The following is a 26,135-nucleotide window of genomic DNA, read 5'->3' as shown; positions in this document are numbered from 1 at the left end:
AATTCTATCTTTTAATAATTTCATAAATAATTGAAAATCCTGGCGGTAATTCCTCACCGCCTGTATTGGAAAATGTGTATTGTATCTTGTAGCCATTAGTTTCACCATCGTCTGTATAACCAGCTCCAAAAGACCTTACAATTCTCTGGTTATTTTCATTAATTGAAATATTGTTATTTATACCTCTATCAATAAAATTTCCGCCTACACTTGTTTCAATAACTCTAGCTCTAAGAGATATACCAGCTGGCATAGGATGGCTAGTACGAATAAATATTTCTGATACATTACCAGGATTAATAGGTCTGTAAGTATAGTTTAGCCAGATATCTGGAATAAAATCTGTAGTTCCTCCTGCGAGAGCAGCAATTCCTGCTTCTAATAAAGCTGAAGACCCATCTGCTATTACGGCTACACCTTGTGGGGAAACATCTACCAGTGAAACTGCATTTACAAATAAGCTTGCATCTGTAAATTGTTGTCCTCCTCCAATAATAAAGCTGTTAAGATCAGACCCGTTTACGGTTTCTTGAGAATATCCTATTAAAGTAATTAATATGACATTGATTGAAATTATGGTTTTTATAGTTTTAATCATTGTATCCAACTTTAAGGTTATTATTTTTAAATTTAATTCTCTTCTCTTTAGCCTTGACATTAATCTCTAATTGGGTGTCTTTTTCTGCACTCACTCTTATGTCTATTTCTTTTGCTATTTGAAATGCCTTTTCATTTTTCTTAAACCTTATAAACTTAAATTTATAATTGCCAGGTACAATGTTTTTAAATTTGAATGTGCCGTCTTTGTTTACTTCGGTGTAATATGTAAAGTCACTGTTTTCTAATTTCACGAAACTCTCTAAGTTTGTTGAAATTGCATTTGCTTTGTTTACAAGAATTAAGTTTCCATTTAAGCTTCTAGCTTTCATTAACTCTATTTTTATTATGGCTTTAGAGTCTTTTTCAACATTAACTTCAATTGGATTTTTTATTGCAGAAACTACATCTAAAGGAAGTGAGGCCTCTTCAACATAAATATAGTTTATGCCTAGTTCGAGATTATTCAGCTCAAAATTGCCATACTTATCTGTAGTTATAGTTTGGCCAGCTGTATACAGCTTTATACCTTTTATATCTATATCCTCACTGTTGCTAAACACAGTACCATCTACACCACCTTGATCAAAAAGTTTTTTAATCCCTAATCCGAATGAATAGGTGTATTTTGCATAGGCAAAAAGTTCTTTATTGTTTATTACAGCTGGGTTTTCAAAATAATTTGCTCTTATTTCTAACCTATGGTGTTTATTTATATTAGCCCTTAAGTTTAGATTAATATATTCTCTTCTCTTATAATTTTCTTCTGGGCTATAACCGCTATTGTAATTAACATTAAGAGTAAGGCGTCTCATTAAATTATAATTGAACCCAAAACTGTAGCGCAAATAGTTTATTGATTTATCTGAAGCTCCATACCTGTTTGTAAACAAGTAATTTATTCCGCCTCTAAGTTGTAAGTTATTTAAGAGTTTATACGAAACATTTAAGTGATGTGAATACGTATCTCTATACGTCTCGCTAACAGCTAATATGTTTTGTGTTTTAGCAAAGCGACCGCCAAAACTACCAGTGAAATATTTGTTGAAATAATTAAAATTATAGCTTAACCCATACTCTTCGTAGTTATAGCTTACAGGTTCTAATTGATCTTCCCTTATTCTTTTATCAAACCTAATATTAAAAAAATGCTTATTGCTAAACCTATAACCTATGGTTGCAAAATAAGCTTCGTAATATGGCTCTGTTTCGAAATATAACGGATCTAATCTTCTATTAACTCTGGATACAGAGTGACCTATACCTAAATTTAAGCCTTTATAGTTATAGTAAAGGTTATTAGAAACTTGTAAGCTGTTAGAAATGTTTCCTATATAATTTCTCCCAGCATAAATTAATGTACTAGAAAATGCAAAATGCTTATAACTTTGAGAGAAGCTTAAATCTGTAGCAAAATCAGTGACCGTATCATTAAAGCCTCCAGATAATTCTGCTTCAAACCTGGTGTTTTTATCAAAATAATTATAGTCGAAGGTTAAGATTTGGCCTTTGCCAGACCCAGTAAAAATGTTTCTATAAATAAAGTTGTTTCCGTTAGACTTTTCAAATGTTAATCCTAACCTTAAAGAGTCTGAACTTGCATACTCGGCTCTTACACCATACAATGGTTTTCTACTAAAATTATAGAGTCTTGGGCTGCTGTAAAATGCAGAATAGGTCCATTTATTAATAGTGTGGTCTAATTTAAAACCAATACCATAGCGAGATCCAAATCCTAATCTATTTATAAAGTACGAGTGATCTCCTAAGTATAAAGTAGTTTGATCCTTAAATCTGTAAATTAAACTGTACTGATCTACAATACTAAACCGTTTTATATTTTCTTTTTTTGGAGCTCTAATTATAAAGTTTAAATGGTGGTTTTTATCGATATCTAAAAACCCATTTCCTCTTAACTCTGCCGAAATCGTAGAATAGTGGTAGTTTTTTAGAGTACGACTGTTATAATATAAACTTGCTTGTATAGGGTATCTAAAATAGGGATCCTTTTGTTTAATTTTAGAAGGTATAACTTGTACTGTCTGAGTATTATAATATTTACGTTTTGAAGCACTATGCATTACTTCTAAAGATGTACTAACCCTTCTAAGAATAGTAGATTTAGGATTTGTTTTTTTAGTTACCTCAATAACTACAGTTGAGTCTTTTGGTATAATAATCTTATCACTATTTTTTATATTGCTATTTGAGCTTAAAGTAATTTCTTGGTCAATATTTCCATTGTTTTTAATACCAAAACTCGAAGTAATTAACTCTCCAGCTTGTACTTGTTGTGGAGCAGAAATCTTGAATACCTCTATATCATAATTATTAGCAACTTCTAAAACAAAATCTAATTTTTTTGAGAATGAAGTACTACTGCTTAATGTTAAAAATGCCTTGAATTTTCCAGCAGGACTTTCATTTGGAATGTAAAAGCTTACAGTACCAATTTGCTTCTCTTTTGGTTGTAATGATGTAATATTACTAGTTGAAATTATTCTCCAGTTATCTGGAAATCCCACAGTTAAATCTATAAATGAAATGCTTTCCGTATTATTTGTCACCTCAAATAAAAGGGTATAATTTTTATTAGTTTCATATATGTTTTGTTTTCTTAATAGTCTTAGAGATAAACCATTATTGCTGCTATCCTGAATGTTTGACTGCCTTGGATTAACTTTATTTAAGCCTATTTTTTTCGTACTAACATTATTGTTACTACTAGGTGTTTTAGTACTTTGCTGGGAAACACTATTGTCTTTAATTGAATTTAAATTTGCTTGTTGATTTTTATTTACTAATGTTAGGTTAGTTTTCTTAGTTGGGCTACCTTCAACACGTACATAACTTAATTTCTCATTTTTATTATGAGCTTTTGGATCTGTAAGTAATGGTGCAATTTTACGCTTTAAGTATCCAGTTCTAAATCGAATAGTATTATCTTCTTTGCTTTCGTTTTTATAGTTGCCAGTAGCAACTTTAGTTGGGTAATTTTCAGAATTAACACCTTGCGATTCTATTTCATTATTAATGCTATTAGTTGATGAATTGTTACTTTTTAAATTAGATATATTTAAGTCAATATTTTCATCTTGAGCGCTTCCCTTATTACTGTTATCAGCTACTTCTAAGGTTTTAAAGTTTAAGGCCTTCTTTACTTTAACTTCCTGGATATACGAAGTATCATTATCGGTGAGTAAGAGTTTTTCTTTTTGAATGTTTTCTTTTAATGTACTATCACTTTTATTTTGAAGTATTGATAATTTATTATTTACATACTCCATGATAAATTCATTTTCAGCAATATTTATATCACTAAAATTTGTGGTTTCAGTACCATATTCAAAATATAATTCTAAACTGTCCAGGTTAGTTATTGAAGCATTAGGAAACAATGAAATGTTCGTATAATTTTCAATAGTATCCTCTAAAAGAAGTGTTTCAATTGCTTTAGTATTCATTTGTGTCTCTTCGGCACAAGCAATTTGGAAAAAGGAAAGTATGAGAAGTAATAGTAGATGCTTTTTCATGATTCACTAATTTTATTAGAGGTAAGTGTGATCCAAGTAGGAGAATTTTATTCTACTTCAAGGCTAATGTTGGTTCCTATGTATTCATCTCTAGAGTCTGCTATTACTATGCATTGATAAACACCTTCTTTAAGACCTGATATGTCTAAAGAATAATTTCTACATACTTCAGGAAATACTTTTGCGCGTTTAGTTTTAGTGTCTAACACTTTAGTTCCGAAAGAATCATAAATTTCTAAGGATAGTTTTACGTTTTCAATAAAACCGCTTTGGTTTAAAACATTTATATCCAATTGCTTCTTATTATTAATTGGATTAAGATTTAGATTAACACTCTCAAAATCTAATAAGACTTCTTCGTTAATATTTACATCTGTTAATAATCTTACTGCGTACCTTATTTTAGTGTCTAAGCCAATATTGGCAACAACCTCTTCTTTTATAGGTTTATCTACATTAACCATAAGAGTTGTCCAGTATGATCCATTAAGTGTATTATCTTCTGGTATAGTAATACTGTATTTGTAGGTAAATCTTTCTTTAGGAGCTAAAACTTTACTGTTAACTGCACTTGTAAACCAAGCTGTTGACGAATTTTTGTGATTAGCATCAGCAATAAAAACTCTTCCTTGGTCACAATTATAAATTGCTTCATTTAACTCGAATGTAACACGTTGCTCCTCGTTAGATGTGTTTGCTAAAATTATTTGCCCTTGAAAGGTTTGTCCAGATACACCAGAAAACGAGTGGGTGAGACCATTAATTATGACAACATTTGAGTGTATAACTTGTAGGCTAAATAAAAAGCAGATTATTGTAGTTGCTATTAATTTCATAGGTATGGTATTTTAAGTTGAACCTTTTGTTTAATCTCTATACCACAAAGAAATAGGCTAAAACCCAAGAATTAATTCTATTTCGTTAATTGGCAAATAAGTGTCGGTCAATAGCATTGGCTATGCTTTAAGTATTTTTAATTAAGACATTGAATATTATATAATTATACTTGTAGTATTTATAAAATGAGGCTTTAGGCTAATGTCTTAAACAAAAAAAAAGCCCTTAAATAGGGCTTTTTGAATTTGGGGCTTAAGATGGAGTTTTAGATGTCTGAGAGTGTGTATACAACTTGCGTAGAGTAAGATCCAGCAATGTAGTTACTAAAACTTCCAAATTGTTCTAGAGTATATTTTAGTTTTACTCCAAAGGCTTCGTCTCCTGTGTACACACTTTCAATTTGAGTCACTATATTTTGTGCCGTACCAGTAACAATATCATTAGCACCAAGTTTAATAGGATTGGCAGAATCTATAGTGCCTGGTGTGCCATTGTCTGCATTTTCTACGTTAGATTCTTCTGGTGTAATTACTAGTTGTACACCACCTGGAAAAGAACCACCATTAAAACGTACAGAAATATTTCTGGTAGGCTCAGCCGCAGAAACGACACTGGTATAGTTTAACCATAAATCTGTGTACTCTAATGCAGTAAAATCATAAAGACCAGCTTCTGCATTTGCACCTACTGTTGTGGCATCTGCCATATCGAATGCAATTACGCCTACATCGGCTGGTGTGGCTAAACTGGCATCCCAAATATCTAGCAGGGCTACTTCTTGTACTTGTACTTGTAGTTCGTGTTGATCCACATTTGTGTCATCATTGTCTGCTTGAGCGATTGCATTTTGTGCACCTAGTGCTAATAATGCCATTGTTAAGAGGTTAATTTTTTTCATAATAAAATATTTAAATTGTTAAGATTAATATGATACAAATGTATTTTAAGCGGCTCGTGTTAATCTGGAAATTTCGATGAGTAAACGTAATGTGTGGATGAAAGAGCGATTTAAAGTCTTTAAGAGAATTAAGCTATTTAAAAATATTAATCCTACTCGTTAAATGATTTTTATATGATCGACTTACTGGAATCTTATTTTGGTTAATTAATACCATCCCATTTTTAATATTGGTAATCTTAGTTAAATTAATAATATAAGATTGATGTGTTCTAATAAACATAGAAGGTGATAATTTCTGCATAACCTTATTTAGGGAGGATTTTATAAAGTACGAACGTCTAGTTGTATAAATTTCAATTCCATTTAAATGCCTCTTAATAAATTGAATGCCTGCAACAGGTATTTTCACAAACTTTTTATTAAGCTCTACATAAAGGTCTTTATGGGTGTCATGGATAGTGTTTCCAACTTTTGAAAGGCTTATAGATTTCTCAATTTTTCTTAAGGATTGCAATACTCTTTCTAATGTGTAAGGCTTTTCAATATAATCTACAATGCAGTTATATTCAAATGCTCTATAAGCAGAGTCACGATCTATAGTGGTAATAATAACCTTTTGTGGCGTCGCTATTAAATTAATAAAACTATAGCCATTTATCTTTGGCATGTGTAGGTCTAAAAAGATAAAATCTACCTTGTTATTGTTCAGGAATTTGAGTGCTAATTTTGGGTTTAAAAACGTTCTTTTAACGTAAAGGTTTTCAATTTTAGAGCAGTGTTTTGTAAGTACATCAATCGCTGTCTTGTCGTCGTCTATAATTATACAAGTCATAATTTAATTTTTTAATTAAACTAAATTAAGACTCTTGTATAAAGGTGATTATAAATTTTCGTTGAGTTACGAAAGTATACTATTGAATTACTTTTATTTTTCTTCGATAGGTATTAACTCCCTATATGTTATAGCAAATTTAGCCTGCGCATTAATTCTGGTCTGTTAGAACGGCTTACAGGTATAACATCTTTGTCAATAAGGACACTGTTGTCTTCTATGTCAATAATTTTGCTAGTATTAATAACGTATGAACGATGTACTTTTAAAAATTGAGTTTCAGGAAGTTTGTTTACAATCTTTTTTAGTGTAGAGTGAACGGTAAAATTCTTAGTGTCTGTCTTTATAAGTATATAATCACCTTTTGCTTGAATTAATTTAATGCTGGAAATATCAATTTTAATTAGGCGTCTATCTATATTAACAAAAAGCTCTTTGTCTTGCGCTTGATTGGTTTGTGAAGACGTTACTTCTGGTTGTTCAATGTCTAGATTAAACATTTCAGCTTTATTAATAGCTTTTTTAAACCTCTCAAGATTAAGTGGTTTAACTAAATAGTCTACAATACAATCATATTCAAAAGCTTCTATAGCAAAGTTTTTATCAGATGTTGTTAAAATAATTTTAGGGTGTTTTCTTAGTGTCTGGATAAAATCGAAACCTGTAAAATCTGGCATATGTATATCTAAAAAGATAAGGTCTATCTCATTTTTATTAAGAAACTTAATAGCATCCATAGCATTAGAGAATTCATCTATAACATCAAGCCCTTCTATTTTAGTACATAGCTGGACCAGTATTTCTCTTGCTGTTTTCTCATCATCGATAATTATGCTTGTCATAGAAAGTAATTATATAGTTTTTAAAAAATTGGCTATTGTGCTAAGGGTAAACTCAAATTTATCTTTAAGATTAAACTTTCCTTCTCTTAGTTGATGTTCATATTCATGAGCAAGCTCATAGCTTTTCTCAAGTCCTAAAATACTTATTTTATGTTTAAGTTTATGAACATTATCTGCTGTTGCAATATGATCTTTTGAAAGTAGATTTTTAGTATATATCTCTCTTTCTAATATATATTCGTTCTTAATGATATTAAGAATCTTATGTTTAAACGCATCATCACCATCAGATAAAGCTTCTATATAAGATAAATTTGGAGTTTCACTCATTACTATTTTTTTAGTGTAAAATGAAAGGTGGTTCCTTTTCCTGGGTTACTTTCTAACCAAACATCACCTTGGTATAAATCAACTATTTTTTTAACAATTGTAAGTCCGATTCCAGTTGATTCTTTGCTATTGTTTAGAGAGTGAAACATCTCAAAAATCTTGTCGTGATATTTCTTTTCTATACCAACACCATTATCAGACACAGAGAATTGATAATGGGAGGTTTTTTCTAACACATCTATCTTTATAAGTCCTTTTTCTTTATCTATAAATTTAATGGCGTTGGACAAAAGATTCTGAAACAATTGTCTAAGTCTTGTTTTATCTCCAGTAATTATAGGCAGTTGGTTTAATGTTTTAATGTCTATATGTTCTGGTATATATAAAATTTCCTGTAACTCTAATATTAACTGATTTAAATCTATTTGCTCACTTACTGCAGCATCTGAATCTATACTGGAATAGTTAAGTACATCTGAAATTAATAACTCCATTTTTTCAAGAGTAGACTCAATTAAGTGAATGTTTGTTAAACTGTTATCGTCAAGATTTTTCTTGTTGTCTTCCTTTATCCAAGATACTAAAGCAGAAATACTACGTAAAGGTGATTTTAAATCGTGAGAAACAACGTGTGCGTATTCTTGAAGCTCATTGTTACTTAATTCAAGTTTTTTAAGCAACTTTATATTATTTGCTTCTGCCTTATCTCTAGCTAAACGGTTTATAGCATTTTTAAGTTGTAGAGAAACTAAGCGGGCAACATTTTGTAGCGTTGATAAGTGATCATTAGTGAAATAATTTTGGTCTGTATGAACAGAATCTATTATACCAATTACATTTCCATCATTAATTATTGGTACAATTAGTCTAGAGTTTTCAAATGTTGTATTAATTGTGTGCTCTGCATTATTCTCAACTATTATAGGCTTTCCTGATGCAGCAACTTGACCAATTAAGGCTCCATCATTTACTAATTTATCTTTGTTATTAGTTAATGCACTTTCTTTTAGCTCACTTTCAAACGCAGCAATTTTGCTAATACCATTTTCATTTTCATTAACTAAATATATTGCACAGTCGGTTGAGCCTAGATATTTAGTAATGTTTTTTGAAATTGCTAAAGCAATTTCATTTATATTAACCTTACCTAAAATAGACTTAGCAACATTATTTAGTGTTTCCAATAATAAGGTTTTTTCGCGTTGTGCAGTAATATCTTCAACAATTGCAACTTGATACTTAATATTATTTAAGTTGTCTCTTATAGCATTTACGTTTGTCCTGGCCCAAAGTACAGATCCATCTTTTTTAAGGTAGCGTTTCTCAATAGAGTAATTATCTATCTTACCTTTTTCTAGATCAGCACGTTTTATATTAGACTCTTCTAGGTCATCTGGATGCGTTGGATCTTTTTTGTAGCTATTTAAAATTTCTTCTTTAGTAAAGCCAAGCATATTAGATAAATACTCGTTAACCATTAGCACACCTTCATCTAACTTTTTGTACAATGCGATTCCTACTGGTGAATTTTGAATTATAAGATCTAGCTGTTTCTTTTGTTCTAATAACAACTGCTTTGTCTTAGCTTGTTCAGTAATATCTAGAATAACACCTATAGAGCCTATTACAACGCCATTCTCATCATAATTAGGAGCCGAACTGGTTATTATTGATTTATGCTTCCCCTTTTTATCTTTTATTTGTATTTCTCTCGAGTTAAACTTACCAGCTCTTGTATCATGAGCAAGTTTTACAATATTTTCTTGATCTTCTTTTGGTATAAGAACTTCAATTGCATTCATACCTAATAGTTCCTGCTCAGAGTATCCGCTAATTTGAGCAAAACTTTGGTTAACCATTACAATTTCATTAGTAACATTTGCCTCTACAAGTCCTAAGTTCATATTAGCTATAATGCTACTGTACTTATGTCTTTCTGCCTCAATGTTTTTGCTGTAATTACGTTTTAAAGTAACATCCTTATAGGTCCAAAGATGTCCTTTGTAAATATCATTCTGAAATATTGGTACATAATCACGCTCTAAGATCTTACCATCACACATTTTTAATTCTTCACCAATTACTTTTTGTCTGTTTAGGACAATAGACTGCATTCTAGACATAAAAGTATCTGGCTCTTCAAATAAATCTTTTGAAATTTGCATTCTTATAGAGCAGTGTTGGCCTTTTAATTGTTCTGGAGAATCTTTAATTGAAAATAATGCACAAAATTTATTATTTGTAAATACAATATTGCAATCTTCATCTTCTAAAAGTATACCGCTATCTAAGTTTACAATTAATGCTTTAAGTCTATTTTCAGACTCAATCAGGTTTTTTTGAATATTATATTCTGTAGTAACATCTCTTGCTACACCTTGTATAGCAATGGGTTTTTCGTTATCATTTACAATTAAACTGGCGTTTATGTGTAGGTGTTTAAGAGCCTTGTCTTTAGAAATTATTCTAACTTTTAAATCTTTAAAATTACCATTGCTTTTTAGCTTTTTAAACGCATTTAGTACAAGTAATGTGTCTTCTGGATATACAAATTGAGATAAGTTTATATCTTCATTTTTATCTTCACATGCTAAGAGCTTAAATGTAGCATTATTCATTTCTAAGACATTTCCATACATATCCATAACACAATACGCATCGACAATGTTCTTAAAAACACCTTTAAGTTCTAGGTCTTTTTTTGCTATTAAGCTTTCTAAAGTATTATTAGTTTCTTTTAGTTTGTTTGTAGTAACATAAAGCTCATTAGCTTTGTCTTCTAAAATCTTTTCAGCTTCTTTTCTAGCTTTTTTCTCTCTATTAAGAGCGCGTTCTAATATTTTAATTTTTTGATCGCTCATTAATTTTTAGTTATTATAAACTTAACTTCAGTACCGTCTTCCTTAAGCTTTTCAATCACTATTTCTGCGCTAGAGTTAAAGTAGTCAAAGGTTTTGTTCATTAACCCAAGACCAAAGTAATACATGGCTCTGCTGGACTTGTAAATTAAAATTAGCGAGTTTTTAGATTTACTGATAACTTCAAAAGTTGGCAACTCTGCATCAGGATAAATCTTTAAAACCTCGATATGTATATGAGACTCAATTGAAGCCAACATGTTTATAGGATCTGAATACGATTTAATTAAAACGGGATAACTTTTAACCAAAACCCCAAAAAAATGCTCTGCATAAACTAACAATAACTCATCTATACTAATACTAGTTTTTGTGCTTAAATGGCTAAGTAACTGTAACATTTCAGAGAATTTGTATGTCCCTATTGAGGTATATGCACCATTTGATTCTAAGTCAGATTTTTCTATAATCTCATCAACAACTTCTAGTCCAAACTTTTGTTCAACTAATTCTAAAAACTCTGTAAAAACTATGCCTTTCATGGTTTAATTAATTCGTTAATACTCCAATAGGCAAGAACTTTATGAATCTTAGAAACATAATCCTCATATTTTAAAGGCTTAAGTATATAACCAGCAATACCAATCCTATAGCATTCCAGAACATCTTTTCTATTATTAGAAGTGGTTAAAACTATAGTAGGAATATACTTTAGCCTTTCATCATCTTTTAAAATTCTCAAGAATTCTAAACCATTAATTTTTGGCATATTTAAGTCTAATAATATTAAGTCTGGAAGTTCACCTCCTTTATTTAAAATGTCTAAAGCTTGCTCGCCATTCTTTGCTTCTTGAATTTTATATGGAACCTCTAACTTATTTATAGTTCTATTCATTTTCATTGTTTCTACAATGTCATCTTCGATAAATAGAATTGATAGCTCTTGTATCATTTAAAGTAAATTTATTAAATGGAGTTAATGTAAAAATGCATCAATATTGCAAAATACACCTATTATTTCGTTTAACTCTTATTTTCTCATAGGTGAATAAACATAAAGTGTCGACGATTGGTATTGATTATTTTTTATTGCTCTATGATTTTATGTAACACAATAAACAATACTACCAGTGATTATAAGTAATACCCTTAATTGAAATTATAAAGTTAAATATTTATGTGTTTAACAATCTTAATAAATCACTATACGTATATATTATGATTTCAAATTTATTTTAAGATTAACACATTATAAATCTTAAAATAACAATTCTATAATTTCCATTTATAAAAAAAAAATTACAAATTCCTTGTCAATTAGATCTATATGGATATATTTGGTAAACCAAACTGGTAAACCAATAATTTTTATATGAGTCTTATAGGATTACAATCACGTAAAATAGAGGGTTTGTTCGCTATTTTATTGTTAATGATTTTAATGTCTTGTTCTAAATCTTCAGAAGATAACGTACAGTCACAGCCTGATATTCCTAATAATACTCAAAATGATGGTGCTACAAATTATGCAAATGTAAATTTCTCTAATTGGAAGCTTACTTTACCTGTTGATGAGGATAACAATGGAAAGCCAGATGAATATCAGCCACAGGAATTAATAAACCTAGGTTATCAAAACTTACTTCCTATACAACCATATATGTATGATGATGAGTCTGACAGCTCATTGGTATTTTATACATTTCCAGCTTCTTCAACTGCCAATAGTAATTACTCAAGAACAGAGTTACGTGAACTTATAAACACAGGAAACTCTAGGATTAATTGGAGTTTGCAGGATGGTGGTGTTATGGAAGGACGCTTAAAAATAGATGAAGTTTCAGCACATACCACAAGTAACAGCAATCAGTTTCATAATGTTATTGTAATGCAAATTCACGGTATACTTTCTATTGAAGATATGGAGCTTCACAATTTTAGCTCCAACAATGGTCCGCCATTGCTTAAAATATATTGGAAAGACGGTTATATATGGTCTCACAAAAAATTTTTAGTAGATGAGAATACATCTGGAGATGACCTATTAAACACTTCTAGTGATACTTGGGTAGATATTAAAGATAATATGGGTTATGTAGGCTATGATGCTTTTAATTTTAAAATTACAGCGAGTAATGCATATTTAGAATTACAGCTTAATAATGAGGAACCTCTAATTTATCAAGACATCAGTTTAGAAAAATGGCCTTTCGAAAACTATTTTAAAGCTGGAAATTATCTTACAACTACAGATCAAGAAGCTTTTTCATATGTGAAATATTATAACCTAAACATTTCACATTAATGGTATTAATAAAATATATCATGAACAGTGTAATTGCTTTGTTCTCAGAAACTTTGAACCTACTAGTATATAAAGACTCTTTAGCTAAAATTTTTAAGGTTGAAATTTTGTCAAAATTAGAATTAACAAGAAGAGAATTTTCAGATAAACAGTTAGTTATAAAAAATATTGCTATTAAATACTATTACAATTAGCCTTAAAAAGTCTTTTGAGAAATTGAAAGACTTTTTTTAATCATTAAATACATTACAAAATATATGTTTAAAAATTTCAAAATCCATTTCAGCTTAATTCTTCTATGTATTGTTATTGGAGGATGTAAAGACACAGCTAACACAACTTCAGTTTTAGTGACCAATACTAAAGAGCTAACTCAAGCAATTAAAGATTGTGTTGCTGGAGATGAAATAGTTCTTAAGAATGGAGTTTGGAACAATGTACAAATAGATTTTTATGGCGAAGGTACAGAGCAGAAACCTATAATATTAAGGGCAGAGACAGCTGGTAAGGTTAGTATTGAAGGAGAATCTTTTATAAATCTTGGTGGAAGTTATTTAGAGGTTAGAGATCTATATTTTAAGAATGGGCATACACCAACCAAGACCTTAATTAGATTTAAAATTAATGATGAAAAAATAGCCAACCATTGTAAATTTATAAATAATGCTATTGTAGAATTTACCCAACCAGATAGGGATGATACAGACCATTGGATAGAACTTTGGGGACGCCATAATTCAGTTTCTAACAACTATATTTCTGGGAAGTCTAATTTTGGTCCAACAGTAATGGTAATGCTTAAAGGCAATCAACATATTAAAAATTACCATCAAATTGTAAATAATCATTTTGGTCCTAGACCACGCAAAGGAGGACCACACGGAGAAACTATGCAAATAGGAGATAGTGGTACATCTATGACGCCTTCTCACACTAACGTAGCAAACAATTTATTTGAACGTTGTAATGGTGAAGTTGAAATTATTTCAAGCAAATCAAACAATAATGTATTTGAGAATAATGTCTTTTTTGAGAGTGAAGGGTCTTTGGTTTTACGTCACGGAAACTATGCTACCATAAACCGAAATATCTTTATTGGTAATGACAATTCTCCATTTATTGGAGGAATACGTGTAATTAATACAGGGCATTGGATTACAAACAATTATTTCTACAAATTAAAAGGAGAAACTTTTAGAGCACCTTTAGCAGTAATGAATGGTATTCCAAAATCTCCACTAAATAGATATAATCAAGTTACAGATGCGGTAATTGCACACAATACATTTATAAAAACAGAAACACCATTTCATTTTAGTGTTGGTTCTAACGTAAGTCAAAGCGCAGTGCTTCCAAAATCTGAAATTAGATCTGCCAGGCCATTACGTACAACTGTTGCCAATAACTTTATGTACAAAGTATCAACATCAGATTTAATTAAAGCTTATGACACTATAGATGGTGTAAACTTTAAAAATAACGTAGTGGCAATTGAAAACCAAAAGGTGAAGTTGCCAGAAGGGTTTTTACAATCTAAAGTAAGCGTTGTAAAAAAAGGGAACTTTCTTTATGTCCCAACAGAAACAGATAGGAATATCTTTAACGGATTTGATTTTGAGACCATAGACAAAGATCTTTTTGGAAATTCTCGAGATGAAAACTCAACTGTTGTTGGTGCAATAGTTGGTAATGTAAAAGAGGAAACTTTTTTATTTAATAAAAAGGAATATGGGGCAAACTGGTTTGATGCCGATGGTGAAAAAACAATAGGCAAATCAATTACGATTAATACCTCTAAAGAATTACGAGACCAATTAGTCAAGGCAAATTCTGGAGATACGTTATTACTGGCTTCAAAAGCTTACGAGATTTCAGATGAATTAAAAATAAATAAAGACGTTGTAATCACTACAAAAGACAAATTACAGCCTGCTACGCTTAACTTTTCATCAAAAGCTACAGCATTCAGAATGCAACCTAAGGGCTACTTAAGGTTAAGAAATGTTATTTTGAAGGGAACAACTATTCAAAACACATTTACAACTTTAAATAACAACATGTCTCAAGCCTACAGTTTGTGGTTGGATAATGTTGAGATAAGTAATTTTAAATCTGTGTTAGAAGTGTCTAAAGGCTCATTTGCAGATACAGTTTCAGTAAAAAACTCTAAGATTTCAAATGTCGAAAAAGGATTTCAATTAAATAAAGAAACTAATGATAAAGGAGATTATAATAGTGCCTTTGTCATTATTGAAAATTCAGATTTTCAAAATATAGAGGCTACAATTTTAGATTACTATCGCGGTGGTTATGATGAGTCTACTATAGGCGGTCATTTAACTTTCGCTAACAATACAGTTTCGAATTCTGGAACAAAAGAGCCAGACAACATCTTAATTAAAAACAGAGGAATTGTTAACCTCACCTTGTCAGACAATACATTTAAGAACAATCCTGTAAATACAATTGCAGTACTTTGGGGTGAAAAAGGGCAGCGCCCTGTTAATAATACTATTTCAAATTCTGGAGAGATTAAAACAGTTCAGAATTTGAAATTAAAATTAATGTACTAAAACATCATAATGTAAACCTTCATGAAATATACACTTGTCATATTAACTGTTTTACTTGTAATGGTAGGATGTAAAAACAAACCTGAAACAACACCTTCATTAAGTAAGCAAAATGATACTTTGGTAACTAATCCTAGTGATGTTATTTCATCAATAGATAAATGGAGCATTTTATTAGGTAATGGAACATTTTCAGACTCCTTAAATAATTTTAGTCAAGACGACTTTTTTTATGTTGAAGAAGAAGAAAATACAAATTGGGTTGTCTACAAAACCCCTAATTCTGGTATAACTTCAAAAACGTCTCATAATACAAGAACAGAGTTAGGCGAGAAAAAACGTTGGACTCCAGAAGAAGGAGGAAAGCTAAGAGGAACTTTAAAGGTTAAGCACGTTTCAACTAGTGGAGATCCTAGAGTTGCAGCATCTTTCTCTGTTGTTGTTGGGCAAATACATAGTGATGATGGTCACGAGAATGAGCCTCTAAAAATATTTTATAAAAAATATCCAGGTCATGAGAAAGGCGCAGTGTTCTGGAATTATGAAATTAATACAGAAGGCAATAATAGCAAACGTTGGGATTTTTCTGAAACTGTTTGGGGTTATAATATGGGTAATGTAAGTACAACATTAAACACAACTCCTGAAGAACCAAAAGACGGTATTCGTTTAGGAGAAGAGTTTAGTTATGAAGTAAACGTGCATAAAGGTATTATGTATCTAACCTTTAAAAGTGAAGGGCACATCACTAAAACATTTACTAAGAGTTTAATAGCGTCAGATTTCACAAAAGAATTACCACAACAAATTAAAACTTTATATGCAAGTATTGGTCGTGATGGTCTAGAGAGAGAAGAGGCTTATACAGGAGAAATGCAGTTTTTTAAACAAGGTGCATATAACCAAACTAATGGCAAAAACCCTGAGGAAAACTTAGTCTGGAATACAGGATCTAAAACTTTTAACGGAGACATTACAAAACAATATAACAATGGCAGTTTTACTGAAGTATGGTTTAAAGAACAAACTTTAGGCGAAGGGACATTACCAAATCACCTAAAAGATTAATGCAAATGAAACCATTTTACGTTTACTTTTTATGTATTATAATTTTTTCTTCGTGTAATCAAAATACACCTGCCAAATCTCAAGATAAAGATCAAACACATTTAGAGCACCCAAATCTAATTCTTACAAAAGATGGTGTTAATAGAATTAAAAGCAATTTAGAAAACGCACCGTTATTCAAACAAACGTTAGAGGTTACAAAAGTTGAGGTGGATGCAGAGATGGCAAATGGTATAAATGTGCCATTGCCAAAAGATATGGCTGGCGGCTTTACTCATACACAGCACAAGATAAATTATGCAACAATGCAGAAAGCTGGTGTTTTATTTCAAATCACTGGAGAAGAAAAGTATGCAGTTTATATAAAGGATATGTTAATGGCGTATGCTAAGATATTTCCCACATTTAAAAAACATCCTGTTGAGCGTTCTTATGCTCGAGGTAAGTTTTTTTGGCAATGCTTAAACGACAGTAATTGGTTGGTTTATACAAGTCAGGCTTATGATTGTATTTACAGCTGGTTACCATCTGAAGATGTTACTTATTTAAATAAGAATCTTTTTAAACCATATGCAGACTTCATTTCTATTGAAAATCCACAATATTTTAATCGTATTCACAATCATAGTACTTGGGGAAGTGTAGCAGTTGGTATGATTGGTTTGGTAATGGATGATGATGACTTAGTGAACCGTGCATTATATGGATTAAAAACAGATAATATAGATCCCAATGCCAAAGATAATGACGGCGGTTTTATAAAAACAGAAGGGCAAAAAGCAGGTTTTTTAGCAAATTTAGATTCACCATTTTCTCCAGATGGTTACTATACAGAAGGTCCTTATTACCAACGCTATGCAATGTATCCGTTTATGATTTTTGCACAAGCCCTTCATAACAAAAAACCAGAGTTAAAGATTTTTGAATACAAAGATGGCTTATTAATTAAGGCGGTAAATGCCCTTTTAAATCTTACAGATGCAGATGGCGAATTTTTTCCTCTTAATGATGGTCAAAAGGGAATGTCTATATATACATCTTCTTTAGTATCTGCTGTAGATATTGCTTACTTCTATGGCAACAAAAACCAGCAATTGCTATCTGTAGCCAAAAAGCAAAATGCCGTACAATTAGATGAAACTGGTTTTGCAGTTGCAGAAGCTATACATGCTGGCAAGACAGCACCGTTTTTAAAAGAGTCAATTAACTTAAGAGATGGCAGTAATGGAGATGAAGGTGGCATTAGTATATTAAGGCACAATTATAACGATCACTCTTTGGCATTAGTTTACAAATATGCTGCACAAGGCTTAAGTCACGGTCATTATGATAAACTGTCGTTTTCATTGTATGAAAATGGAGATGAGGTATTACAAGATTATGGCTTATCTCGCTTTGTAAATGTTGAGCAAAAAAATGGAGGAGGATATCTTATAGAAAATAACACTTGGGCAAAACAAACCATTGCACACAATACAATCACACAAAATGAAACCTCTCATTTTAATGGAAACTTTAAATTAGGTAGCGAAAATCATCCAGAATTATATGTGTTTAATGTGTCTGAACCAGGCTTTCAAATAGTGAGCGCAAAGATTAATTCGGTTTATGAAAATTCGCAATTTCATAGAACCTTAGTCATGTTTAAAGATTCAATTTCTTCAAACCCATTTATACTTGATCTATTTAGAGTTACATCATCAGAAAGAAATAAATACGATTTGCCATTTCATTATTTCGGACAAGTAGTTAATACAAATTTTGATATAACGACTCCCAAAACATTACATCCTTTAGGATCTAAAAACGGTTATCAGCATATGTGGGTTGAAGGAGAAGGAAATGCAGATCAAGGCGTAATGCAGTTTACCTGGTTAGATAATAACCGATTTTACAGTATTACTTCAGCAGCAAATACAGAAGATAAATATGTTTTAACTCGTATGGGTGCTAACGATCCAGAATTTAATTTAAGAAGAGATCCATCATTGATAATTAGGCGACAAGCAAAAAATACCACGTTTGCTTCAATAATTGAATCTCACGGAACATATAATCCCGTTACAGAAAAAGCAGACAATGCATATTCTACCTTAAAAGATCTCAAAACTATATTAGAAACTAAAGAATATACAGCTGTAAGTTTTAAGATAGAAGCCAAAACATATGTATTTATACTAGCAAACCAAGATGCTTCAAAACAAAAAGAACATAAACTAAACCTAGATGGTACAGACATTTCTTGGAATGGTCCGTACTATTTTAATACAATTAAATAACATGGAAAACACAAAGAAAACTTTTGGATCAAGTAAAAAGTTCATTAACGGTAATGCACTGGAATGGGAAACTGTAGGCGAAGGTGTAAAGCGAAAGATAATGGGATATGATGATAAGATTATGCTTGTAAAAGTTCATTTTGATGAAGGCGGTATTGGCCAGATGCATGAACACTATCATTCTCAAGTAACTTACGTAGAAAGTGGTGCTTTTGAAGTTACGATAGATGGAAAAACAGAATTATTAAAAGGAGGAGACTCGTTCTATATTCCACCTCACGATATGCACGGTGCAATCTGTAAAGAAAGTGGTGTGCTAATAGATGTATTTAGCCCAATTCGTGAAGACTTTATGGAATAAAAGACCAATTATTTAACAGTATATATAAATATTTCGATTTGATTTTAAGATTTTATTAATAAAAGGTTGCTGAATTGAAATATTTATATATATTTGGTTAACCAAATTGGTAAACCAGTTTTTGGGATATAAAAAAAGACAGGTTGCAGCCTGTCCTTTTTTGGATGACATACTCAAGGTATGTCGATTATAATAGCCTTACTATCATAATTTTTGTAAAGATACAAATACTGTTTCATTATTTAGAATTATGATTTAAATGAATTGTTTAACAGCATACTAATGAAAAATCTTTAGAACGAATGATGAAACTTAAATTCAGTTTAGTTGTAATTGTTGCACTGTGTTTTCACAGCTTTGTTTTTGCACAAGACAATTATAAAGTTACAGGAACAGTTGTAACAGCTAATGACAACATTCCCTTTCCAGGAGTTAATGTTCTTGTAGTAGGAACCTCAAATGGAGCAACCACAGACTTTGATGGTAATTACAGTATTACTGTAAAAAAAGGAGATGTCCTCCAATTTTCTTACGTAGGATTTGTAACACAAACCGTAATAGTAGATAATCAGCAAACTATAAATGTAGGTCTGGTTGAAGATGCTAGTAAATTAGATGAGATTGTAGTAATAGGATATGGTACACAATCCAGAGAAAAAATTACTGGTGCCATAGGGAAAGTAAAAAATGAAGATTTAGATCAAATTGCAGTAGGTACTGCTAATGAGGCTCTTGTAGGACAAGTAGCAGGTTTAAATGTTCAAGCAACCGAGAGTGAAGCTGGTTCAGAATCTACAATAACAATTAGAGGTGTAGGATCAATTGCAGGTCGTAATGGCCCTTTACTTGTGGTAGATGGCGTTGTTTTAGAAAGCAGCTTTCTTACCAGTATAGATGTTAATGATATTGCCTCTGTTGAGGTTTTAAAAGATGCATCTTCTGCAGCCATATATGGTTCTAGAGCTGTTGGTGGTGTTGTTATTATTACAACCAAAGAAGGTAAAGAAGGTAAAACACAATTTACGTATAACACTTTTACAGGTTTTAAAGAAGCCATAAAAAGTGAAGATTATGATTTAAGTGTAGCAGATCACCATGCAAGAGAGCTTGCTTCAACTGGTGAGTTGTCTTTAAGATCTCAATACAGAGAGTTGTTAGGAGTAGATGAATCTTGGCAAGATAGAGTATTTGATGGTGGTAAGATAGAAAGTCATTTTTTAAGTGCTCGTGGCGGAAGTAAAAGAACAAAATTTAATACATCACTTAGTTATTTACACGATGAAGGTGTTTTAGTAACAGATGATTATAAAAAATATAACTTCAAGTTTAAGGTAGATACAGAAGTAAATGACAACTTTAAATTTGGTGCAAATCTTTCTCCATCTGTAACAAATAGAAGACGTTTTGATGGTTCTGTACATGATATTTTAAGACAGCAGCCTTGGTTACCAACGTATCATGATGCAAACTCTATTCAATTTGTAGATTTTAATACTTTTCCAGATGTACAAATTGGAGATTATGCTCAAGAACGTCACTTTGATAATTTTGATTTATTTGGAGATGGTAGTGAGCTAGTAGACTTAAGTAGTACAAGTAATACAAATCCACTTGCAAAAGTTCAGGAGCGTCATAGAACAGAAGAAAATTTCAGAATCTATGGAAAGTTTTATGGTCAATATAAACTAGCTGAAGGATTAGATTTTCGTCTTTCTTTAGGTGGAGATTATCAAGATAGAAGACAAAGGCGTTATGAAGGTGTATTGGCTAGTAGAAATGGAGCCTCAGATGCTTCTTTAGAAATTTCTTCAAGAAACAGAACACACATACTTACAGAAGCTCTACTTACATATGATAAGTCATTTGGAAGTCATGATATTAATGTTGTATTAGGAACATCTGCAGAAACGTTTGATACAACTTATGAGTCTGCAACAGGTATAGGGTTTACAAACGATTTATTACAAACGCTTAGTGCAGCACCAATTATTTCAGCTAAAGAATCTTACGAAATAGAGGAGCGATTACTATCCTATTTTGGTCGTGTAAACTGGTCTTTTGAAAACAAGTATTTGGCGTCTGTTAGTTTAAGAGCAGATGGTAGTTCTGTATTTGGAGCAAATAATAAATATGGATTTTTCCCAGCAGCTTCTGTTGGATGGAATATAGCTAAAGAAGATTTCTTATTAGATAGTGACTTCTTAAGTACCTTAAAACTTAGAGGTAGTTACGGGTTTACAGGAAATAAAGATTTAGATGTAAATAATATTATAATAGAAAGCTATCCTTCACTACAACTTTATGGTTCAGAAACTGCTGTAAATGGTACAGCCATAAACAATGGTTTTGCACCTATCAATATTGCTAATCCAGATTTAAAGTGGGAGCGCGTACGTGAAGTAAATGCAGCAATAGATTTCGGATTTTATAACAACCGAATTTCTGGAGCATTAGATGTTTACAATAAAAAAAGTGATCAATTATTATTAAATGTTCCTATTTCAACAATAACAGGGTTTAGAGATGCACTTGTAAACAGAGGTGCTGTTGAAAATAGAGGTGTTGAGCTTGAGTTAAGAACAATAAATATTACTAACCAAGACTTTAAGTGGACAACAACCTTATTAGGTTCTACTAATAAAAACGAACTGGTTGATTTTGGAGGTGCAAGTGGTCTTATCTCTAATGTAGATGATAAAAGAGCAGCAGAGTGGATTAACCTTCAAGGACAACCAATTTCTTCGTTTTATGGGTTTGTTGTAGATCGTGAAATTCCAGAAGAATTTATTGTAGATCCTTATAGACTTGTAGGTGCACAAGCACAAGATGTTTATGTAAAAGATTTAAACGGCGATGGTGTTATAGATGATGATGATAAAACTATAATTGGAGATCCTTATCCAGAATTAATTTGGAGTATAGCAAATGACTTTAGATATAAGAATATAGATTTCAGTTTTACTTTCCAAGGAAGTTATGGTGGTCAAGTAAGAAATATGACAGACCAATACATCTTTAACCACTTTAATAGCTCACAAGATTTTAACCAAAACACTACTCCAGATCAAGGATTTATTAGAGAGAAAATTTTTACAGACGCTATTATTCAAGATGCATCTTATGTGGCATTACGTACGGTGAGTTTAGGTTACACCTTAGACACTAGCATCGTTGAAAAACTAGGAGTAAGAAAAACAAGAGTTTATGCTACAGCTCAAAACTTATTCTTTGCAACTGCAGATGGCTACACAGGTTGGAACCCAGAAGCAATTAGAGATGAAGGTGTTTTAAATGAAGGTTACCAAAGAGGTGGCTCTCCAGTAGCTAGGACTATTTCTTTAGGACTTAACGTAGAATTTTAAAAAGATGAACAAATTTAACTATACGACTATGAAAACATTAAAGATATTTTTGGTTCTCTTCATTACCTTGACAATAGTTTCTTGTGAAAAGGATTTTTTAGAACCTGCACCAACAGCAGCAATTTCTGGAGCTAATTTTCCAGAAAATGAAGAACAGTTAGAACTTGTATTAACCTCTGTTTATGATGCACTACAAGGTGTAAATTCATTACAGGAAGGAAACAACAACTCTAACCACGGTATGCAAATACAATTTTATGTAACAGAAATGTTAAGTGATAATACACGTACTAAAAGTGGAGAAGGAGAAGCTGCTCAATTTGACAATTTCTCTGTAGTACCTACAAACGGTTTTGTGTTCGACTATTACAGAAGTATGTATGATGTTATTTATCGTGCAAATTTAGTTTTAGAAAATTTAGAGCTGGCAACAGTAAACCAATCTAGAATTGAGGGTGAAGCTAAATTTTTAAGAGCTTTAGCATATTTTAACCTTGTAAGGTCTTACGGACCAGTTCCTTTAGTAGATAATCCTATTGAAATTACAGATACAGAAAGCCAATTTACTCGAGTAGAAACAAGCTTGATTTATGATTTAATTGTAAGTGATTTTCAGACTGCTATAAATTCACTATCAAATTATGGTCTTAACAGAGCATCACAATCTGCAGCTAAAGGTTTATTAGCTAAGGTTTACCTTACAATGGGTTCAAATTATGGAGAAGCTCAAGTATTGCTTGAAGAAATTATAGGCAGTATGCAATACGAGTTAGAGCCAAATTTTAAAGATGTGTTTTTTAATGAATCAAATTCAGAAACCATTTTTGCTGTAGGTTATTTATCTGATGACTCTTTTAACAGTCAAAATTTTTCAGCAGAAATGTTAAATGGTGTAGGGAGAACAAGCGGTGTAAATTATGTTACAGATGAAGCAATTGCAGCTTTAAATGAATTTGGAGGTTCAAGAACAGAATACTCAAAGCGCGTAGACCCTGCACAGATTACACAAACTCAAGTTATAAAATACTTACCAAATGGAGATGAGTCTTTAGGTATAGAGCCTACAAGCTCAGACCCAAGATCTGCAGGAAACGATCTTATTGTATTAAGATATGCAGATGTCCTTTTAATGCACGTAGAGGCTATATTAGGAAACAACCAACAAACAACATCGTCTAACGCAATTACATCATTTCAAACAGTAAGAAATCGTGCTGGATTAACAGATCCTGTAGCAGAAATAACAAAGGAAGACTTGTTGTTGGAGCGTCGTGTAGAGCTAGCTTTTGAAAATCATAGACTACATGATTTAAAGAGATTCAATATGGCTCAAGATATATTATCTCAATTTTCGGCTGCTAATGGTCACAGTTTTTCTGCAACAGATTTACTATTACCATTACCACAATATGAAATTAATTTAAGTCAGGGTTTATTAGAACAAAATCCAGGATACTAACTCTATTATAACATTAAATTTAAAACTATGAAATACACACATATATTTAAGATCATGTTGATTATGGTTACTGTGAGCATAGCAGTATCTTGTGAAAAAGAATATGATTTACCAGAAGCTGGATCTTTTGCAGATGAAACACCACCAAGTGCAAACTTTACAGCATCAGAAGATCCTGCAAATTTTCAAAGATTTTTATTTTCAAACCTATCTAACAGTTCAACAGATTATTTCTGGGATTTTGGTGATGGTAATACTTCTACAGAAAGAGATCCAGAAAACATTTATCCTGCAGAAGGTACATATACAGTAATCTTAACAGCAACAGATGCTTTAGATGTTTCAAGTACATTTTCTATGGATATTAATGTTGTAGAACCAGAACCACAAGCAGTACCAGATCCTGTGTTAAAAAATGCAGATTTCGATAAAATTGAAAAACTTGGAGGTAGTGATTGTTCATGTTCAGGTTGGGATAATGATGATATAGGAGAACAAGGTGAATCTAGCTCTGGTAATGGTGGCTCAGATAATGTGGTAAAATTTGATAATAACGAACCAGATCACGTTTATCAAGAGTTTGAAGTTGTTCCAAATTCAGATTATACAATACAAGTAGTAAGCTCTTTTAAAGATATAGATCCTACAACGCCTTTTCCAGGAAGTATGCTTGAATTAAGAATTTTAGCAGGATCTGGATATGTAGATGGTTATACGCCTACATATTATGCAACTGCACCAGAATACCCTAATTCAGGTTATGGTTACACAACAGTTGCACAGGTAGAAGAGGCTTCAAACAATTTAATTATTGAAACCATTAGCAATCCTGGTAATGATGATTATTTAACACAAACATTTACATTTAATTCTGGAGCAAATGCTAGTGTAGCATTATTTATTAGAGGAATAGGTGGAGACAGTAGCGTAGGTAGTTATGGGTATACAAGTGGTGATGAGGAAATAAGAGTAGACTCTGTAACAATTTCTGCAAACGAGTAATAACTATCGAAACCCAAATTATATGCGTTTTACACTTAAGTTTTTAATTATTGTCTTTGTTTTTTCGTCTGGCTTAACTGCTTATAGCCAGTCTAATGAACATACAGTAAAACATAATGTAGAATCTAAAAAGAAGAAACGAAAGAAAAAGAAAAAATATAAGCTACCTAAAATAGATTTGAGTCATTGGAAAGTTACTATTCCAGCAGGAAATAACGGTAAACCTTTAGAAGTAGAGCCACCAGAAATTTTTAATTATGCTACCAATAAAGAGTTGTTACCATATATGTATAATGATTCAGTTAAAGGCGCTTTAATGTTTTACGCATATCCTAGCGAGTCTACTACGGCTAACACAAAATACTCAAGATCTGAGTTACGTGAGCAAATGGAGCCCGGAAATAATAATGTAAACTGGACTTTTGCTGAAGGTGGTAAATTAAAAGGAACTTTACAGGTAGAAGATGTATCTAAACAAACTGACGGTAAGTATCATAAGATAATTATTATGCAGATACATGGAAGGTTAACCAACGAGCAACGTGACCGCATTGGACAGAAAGACAATAACGCACCGCCAATGCTTAAAATATATTGGCAGGACGGTAAAATTAGAGTAAAAACAAAAGAGCTTAATAATATATCTGCTTCTGGAGATGAAATTTTACACGAAGAAGCTTGGGGAGACGACAAAGGTTTCAACTTTAAATACGAACCTGGTTTCAGAAAATTCACGTTAGAAGTAGAAGTGTCTGATGGAAAGATGGTTGTAAGCTTAAATGGAACAGAGTACAAAGTGTATGATAGTATACATATGCAAAAATGGGGTGTATTTGAAAACTATTTTAAAGCAGGAAATTATTTTCAAAGTAGAGATAAAGGAGCGTTTGCAAAAGTTAGGTTTTACGACTTAGAGGTAAAACATTGATGTTAGATCTAATTTTAAATTCTTGAAATTTAAAATGAACTATGAGATTTTTAGTAATTTAATAAAAT

At 31.5% G+C, this 26,135-nt stretch carries 19 protein-coding genes; 9 read left to right on the top strand and 10 right to left on the bottom strand.

The features are described 5' to 3' along the window. Positions 1 to 4: 4 nt before the first annotated feature. The 10 genes from CA2559_RS11435 to CA2559_RS11390 all read right to left on the bottom strand — a co-directional run bounded on the left by CA2559_RS11435 (position 5) and on the right by CA2559_RS11390 (position 11,682). Positions 5 to 598: a hypothetical protein gene (locus CA2559_RS11435; RefSeq protein WP_041241011.1), complete on the bottom strand. Its 594-nt coding sequence runs from the start codon at positions 596 to 598 to the stop codon at positions 5 to 7. Beyond that, positions 591 to 4,130, bottom strand: a complete 3,540-nt coding sequence (locus CA2559_RS11430) for a porin family protein (protein ID WP_148232811.1) — start codon at positions 4,128 to 4,130, stop codon at positions 591 to 593. The genes CA2559_RS11435 and CA2559_RS11430 overlap by 8 nt, the downstream gene beginning before the upstream one ends. 47 nt (positions 4,131 to 4,177) lie before the next feature. Next, positions 4,178 to 4,966 (bottom strand): hypothetical protein, encoded by a 789-nt coding sequence (locus CA2559_RS11425; protein WP_013188053.1) that lies wholly within the window; start codon positions 4,964 to 4,966, stop codon positions 4,178 to 4,180. 266 nt (positions 4,967 to 5,232) lie between these two features. Continuing rightward, positions 5,233 to 5,865: a hypothetical protein gene (locus CA2559_RS11420; protein WP_013188052.1), complete on the bottom strand. Its 633-nt coding sequence runs from the start codon at positions 5,863 to 5,865 to the stop codon at positions 5,233 to 5,235. Between the two features lie 133 nt (positions 5,866 to 5,998). Beyond that, a complete protein-coding gene (locus CA2559_RS11415) occupies positions 5,999 to 6,700 on the bottom strand; it encodes a LytR/AlgR family response regulator transcription factor (protein ID WP_013188051.1) in 702 nt (233 codons plus the stop codon). 128 nt (positions 6,701 to 6,828) lie between these two features. Further along, positions 6,829 to 7,542 carry a LytR/AlgR family response regulator transcription factor gene (locus CA2559_RS11410; protein ID WP_013188050.1) on the bottom strand — a complete coding sequence of 238 codons (714 nt, stop codon included), beginning with the start codon at positions 7,540 to 7,542 and terminating at the stop codon, positions 6,829 to 6,831. A gap of 9 nt (positions 7,543 to 7,551) precedes the next feature. Continuing rightward, a complete protein-coding gene (locus CA2559_RS11405; protein ID WP_013188049.1) occupies positions 7,552 to 7,872 on the bottom strand; it encodes a hypothetical protein in 321 nt (106 codons plus the stop codon). A gap of 2 nt (positions 7,873 to 7,874) precedes the next feature. Beyond that, the gene (locus tag CA2559_RS11400; RefSeq protein ID WP_013188048.1) at positions 7,875 to 10,733 is read right to left on the bottom strand and encodes a PAS domain-containing sensor histidine kinase; all 2,859 of its coding nucleotides are present in this window, start codon (positions 10,731 to 10,733) and stop codon (positions 7,875 to 7,877) included. After that, positions 10,733 to 11,272, bottom strand: coding sequence for a heme NO-binding domain-containing protein (locus tag CA2559_RS11395; RefSeq protein ID WP_013188047.1), 540 nt, complete (start codon positions 11,270 to 11,272; stop codon positions 10,733 to 10,735). Before CA2559_RS11395 ends, CA2559_RS11400 begins: the two co-directional genes overlap by 1 nt. Beyond that, positions 11,269 to 11,682, bottom strand: coding sequence for a response regulator (locus CA2559_RS11390; RefSeq protein ID WP_013188046.1), 414 nt, complete (start codon positions 11,680 to 11,682; stop codon positions 11,269 to 11,271). Before CA2559_RS11390 ends, CA2559_RS11395 begins: the two co-directional genes overlap by 4 nt. A 420-nt stretch (positions 11,683 to 12,102) precedes the next feature. Here CA2559_RS11390 and CA2559_RS11385 point away from each other — a divergent pair, with 420 nt between their 5' ends. The 9 genes from CA2559_RS11385 (at position 12,103) to CA2559_RS11340 (ending at position 26,067) form a co-directional block, all read left to right on the top strand. Beyond that, positions 12,103 to 13,035, top strand: coding sequence for a polysaccharide lyase family 7 protein (locus CA2559_RS11385; RefSeq protein WP_013188045.1), 933 nt, complete (start codon positions 12,103 to 12,105; stop codon positions 13,033 to 13,035). Positions 13,036 to 13,292: 257 nt separating this feature from the next. Beyond that, positions 13,293 to 15,608 (top strand): chondroitinase-B domain-containing protein, encoded by a 2,316-nt coding sequence (locus tag CA2559_RS11375; RefSeq protein ID WP_013188043.1) that lies wholly within the window; start codon positions 13,293 to 13,295, stop codon positions 15,606 to 15,608. A 21-nt stretch (positions 15,609 to 15,629) separates the two neighbouring features. Continuing rightward, complete coding sequence (locus tag CA2559_RS11370; RefSeq protein WP_013188042.1) at positions 15,630 to 16,676, top strand: polysaccharide lyase family 7 protein; 1,047 nt, start codon at positions 15,630 to 15,632, stop codon at positions 16,674 to 16,676. Continuing rightward, positions 16,676 to 18,955 carry an alginate lyase family protein gene (locus CA2559_RS11365; protein WP_013188041.1) on the top strand — a complete coding sequence of 760 codons (2,280 nt, stop codon included), beginning with the start codon at positions 16,676 to 16,678 and terminating at the stop codon, positions 18,953 to 18,955. Before CA2559_RS11370 ends, CA2559_RS11365 begins: the two co-directional genes overlap by 1 nt. Before the next feature lies 1 nt (position 18,956). Beyond that, entirely contained in the window at positions 18,957 to 19,316 is a 360-nt protein-coding gene (locus CA2559_RS11360) for a cupin domain-containing protein (RefSeq protein ID WP_041241010.1), read from the top strand. A gap of 305 nt (positions 19,317 to 19,621) precedes the next feature. Then, on the top strand, positions 19,622 to 22,678 hold the full coding sequence (locus CA2559_RS11355; protein WP_013188039.1) for a SusC/RagA family TonB-linked outer membrane protein: 3,057 nt from the start codon (positions 19,622 to 19,624) through the stop codon (positions 22,676 to 22,678). A 28-nt stretch (positions 22,679 to 22,706) separates the two neighbouring features. Continuing rightward, complete coding sequence (locus tag CA2559_RS11350) at positions 22,707 to 24,137, top strand: RagB/SusD family nutrient uptake outer membrane protein (protein WP_013188038.1); 1,431 nt, start codon at positions 22,707 to 22,709, stop codon at positions 24,135 to 24,137. Between the two features lie 27 nt (positions 24,138 to 24,164). Next, on the top strand, positions 24,165 to 25,139 hold the full coding sequence (locus CA2559_RS11345) for a PKD domain-containing protein (RefSeq protein WP_041241009.1): 975 nt from the start codon (positions 24,165 to 24,167) through the stop codon (positions 25,137 to 25,139). A 22-nt stretch (positions 25,140 to 25,161) separates the two neighbouring features. After that, the gene (locus tag CA2559_RS11340) at positions 25,162 to 26,067 is read left to right on the top strand and encodes a polysaccharide lyase family 7 protein (protein WP_013188036.1); all 906 of its coding nucleotides are present in this window, start codon (positions 25,162 to 25,164) and stop codon (positions 26,065 to 26,067) included. Positions 26,068 to 26,135: the final 68 nt, after the last annotated feature.

It is taken from the genome of Croceibacter atlanticus HTCC2559 (assembly GCF_000196315.1).
GTDB lineage: Bacteria > Bacteroidota > Bacteroidia > Flavobacteriales > Flavobacteriaceae > Croceibacter > Croceibacter atlanticus.
This window is presented reverse-complemented; position numbering and strand designations above follow the sequence as displayed.